The sequence below is a fragment of the Peribacillus sp. P4_D6 genome (assembly GCF_056401795.1).
In genome coordinates this window covers 1-2,637 of sequence record NZ_JBFUIQ010000261.1, presented here as the reverse complement: position 1 = coordinate 2,637, position 2,637 = coordinate 1, and the positions used below count along the sequence as shown (strand labels likewise).

Genomic DNA, 2,637 nt, shown 5'->3' with positions numbered 1-2,637 from the left:
GCCCGACCACCACTTCAATCCCTATATCAGCTTCTTTCGTGATGCTCGAGTTATTATTGCAGGATAAAGCGACCGCTTTAGCCCCGACCTTTCTTGCATAACGCAAAGCACCCTTCACATAAGGAGTGCGCCCGCTTGCCGCAATGCCAATAACCGTATCATTTGCTGTAAGCGCCACGTCAATCAGGTCACTTTCCCCAAACTCTTCTTTATCCTCTGCACCTTCAACAGCCCGAACAAATGCCTTTTCCCCTCCTGCGATTATTCCCAGCACCCTATCAGGCGGAGTGCTGAAAGTCGGGGGACATTCCACGGCATCCAGCACTCCGAGCCTTCCGCTCGTTCCTGCTCCGATGTATATGAGTCTCCCTCCTTTTTTTAACGATTCGCAAGCCCATTCAACTGCCGTTTCAATCTTTGGCAATACCTCCTGAACTGCTGCTGCCACTTTAAAATCTTCTTTATTGATTGCAGAAATGATGTCCATTGTAGTAACACTGTCGATATTCATCGTCTTTTCGTTCCGTAATTCAGTCGTTAATGAGCGCAAATGTTCTTCCATAGACTATTAAATCCTCCTATAAACAATCACTTAAATATAATTTCATTTTTTAATAGAAAATAATGAAATTATATTTCATATTATATTCAATGATAGCGTTTTCATTACTCAGAGACAAGATATTTTTGTAAAATTTGTTAACCGGCAATCTCCGTTCTTCAAAACCCCGATGCTGGCGGCCTGCCTATAAATATTGTACCTATCCCTTGCAGAGTGCGGTATTTTACCCATAGGAGCCTACTATTTTCAGTGTAAATTTTTTCAAAAAAAAAAACGTGTACCGTCACCATATTAGGAACGATACACGCAATTTTGCAAAATGCTAAACTAGTATACTACTCCAGACCCGGTACACCTGTACTCCTTTACCCAGTTAACGGATCGGGACTACTTTCCCGTTTTCTACTGCACCGACGACAATAGTTGATGCAAATCCTCCATTTTTATCTATCGAGGGAATATCGTAAATTTTTTGATCTGGCCTAATATTTGAAAGCCCGTCTTGCATATGTTTACGGATTGCCTTGGCATCATCAACGCTGCCTGCAGATTTCATCGCTTCCACAAACGCATACATCGCGATATAATTCAATCCTACTTCGGAGCTTGGATCTTCCTTATAATTCTTTTGATATTTCTCGACGAATGCAGGCACTGCTTCTTCATCTGAATCCATCAATGGCAGAACGCCAATCGAGCCTTCCAATGTTTCATATGAACCTGCAATCGGCTTCATTTGATCCAGCTTTGCTTGATCCATGATGATGAAACCGCCTTTAAATCCCAGCTCCCGAGCTTGCTTTGCCACTTTTGCCGTAGGTTCCGAAGCTCCACCGATGAATAGCACATCAGGATCTTTTTTCAAAGCATTTGTGACAATCGTAAAGAAATCGGTTTCTTTGGCGAAATCAATCGAAGAATTATAAACGACTTTTCCGCCTTGCTTTTCCCAATGTGGGAGCACGGCTTCCGTCCAGTCCTTACCGTATTGTGAAGATGTTGGCAAAGCGGCAATTTTCTTGCCGAAATGTTCCATCGCATATGTTGTAAAAGGCTCGATATATCCCTCGTAATTCGGTGGAATACGAACAGTTAAAGAATTTCCGCTCTCGGTCACTGCCGGTTCACTCGTATATGCACCAATGATGAATTCCTCTTGTTCATTAAAAACCTGAAGTGCCAGCACGCCTCCGCTGTGAGGCGTGAATATGATCGGCGTATCATATTCCTGAATTAAACGTTTAGCATTCGACCCTGTTTCATTAGGTAAGTATTTATCGTCCAACGATACTAAGTTCAACGTGTATTTCTTACCATCTACTTCAAAACCACCAGCATCATTAATTTCATTGACGGCCATTTCGACACCATTCAATGTCCGTTTCCCATATAACGCTGCTGCCCCGCTTAAAGGACCGCTAAAACCGATGTTTACGACATTGTCATTTTTTCCTTTACTGCCACTGCTGGACACAGGGCTATCCCCTTTATTGCACCCGGTCAAAACAGTGATGGTTAGCAGGAGAAAGACAAATAATACTTTTAGTTTTTTCATAAAAATCCCCCATTCAATTTATTCAGGCCCCGATATACGCTTTCCTTACTTCATCATTGGCTAATAACTCACTTGCTGTTCCTTGAACGACAATTTCCCCATTTTCAAAAACATATCCTTTATCTGCAATGCTTAGGGCAGCATTCGCGTTTTGTTCAGCAAGCAGAACCGTGATTCCTTCGCGGTTTATTTCTTCAATGACTTGAAACATTTGTTCGACAATGAGTGGAGCGAGTCCCACCGAAGGCTCATCAAGCATCAACAATTTAGGTTTCGACATCAAAGCCCTTCCAATTGCGAGCATTTGCTGTTGGCCTCCGCTCAGGCTTCCCGCTTCATCATGATGCTTTTCTTTTAAAATCGGGAATAAGTGATAGACGTATTCCAAGGAATCCTTAATCTCCGCTTTTTTCTTTCGATGCACATAGGCACCCATCCGCAGATTTTCCTGAACGGTCATCTGTGAAAACAGTTTACGTCCTTCGGCACACTGAACGATCCCCTCCCGAACATTCTTATC

Annotated in this window: 3 protein-coding genes; all 3 read right to left on the bottom strand. The window is 42.8% G+C overall.

What is annotated here, in order from left to right:
- On the bottom strand, positions 1–562 hold a 562-nt coding region (locus AC1DVB_RS26485), incomplete at its 3' end, for an N-acetylmuramic acid 6-phosphate etherase (protein ID WP_477591772.1).
- 373 nt (positions 563–935) lie between these two features.
- Complete coding sequence (locus tag AC1DVB_RS26480; RefSeq protein WP_477591770.1) at positions 936–2,117, bottom strand: ABC transporter substrate-binding protein; 1,182 nt, start codon at positions 2,115–2,117, stop codon at positions 936–938.
- 22 nt (positions 2,118–2,139) lie between these two features.
- Positions 2,140–2,637 (bottom strand): ABC transporter ATP-binding protein (locus tag AC1DVB_RS26475; RefSeq protein WP_477591768.1); only part of this gene is annotated, 498 nt, incomplete at its 5' end.

Coding starts and splice junctions, on each gene's coding strand:
- AC1DVB_RS26480 (WP_477591770.1), bottom strand. CDS start 2,117: ATGAAAAAACTAAAAGTATTATTTGTCTTTCTCCTGCTAACCATCACT.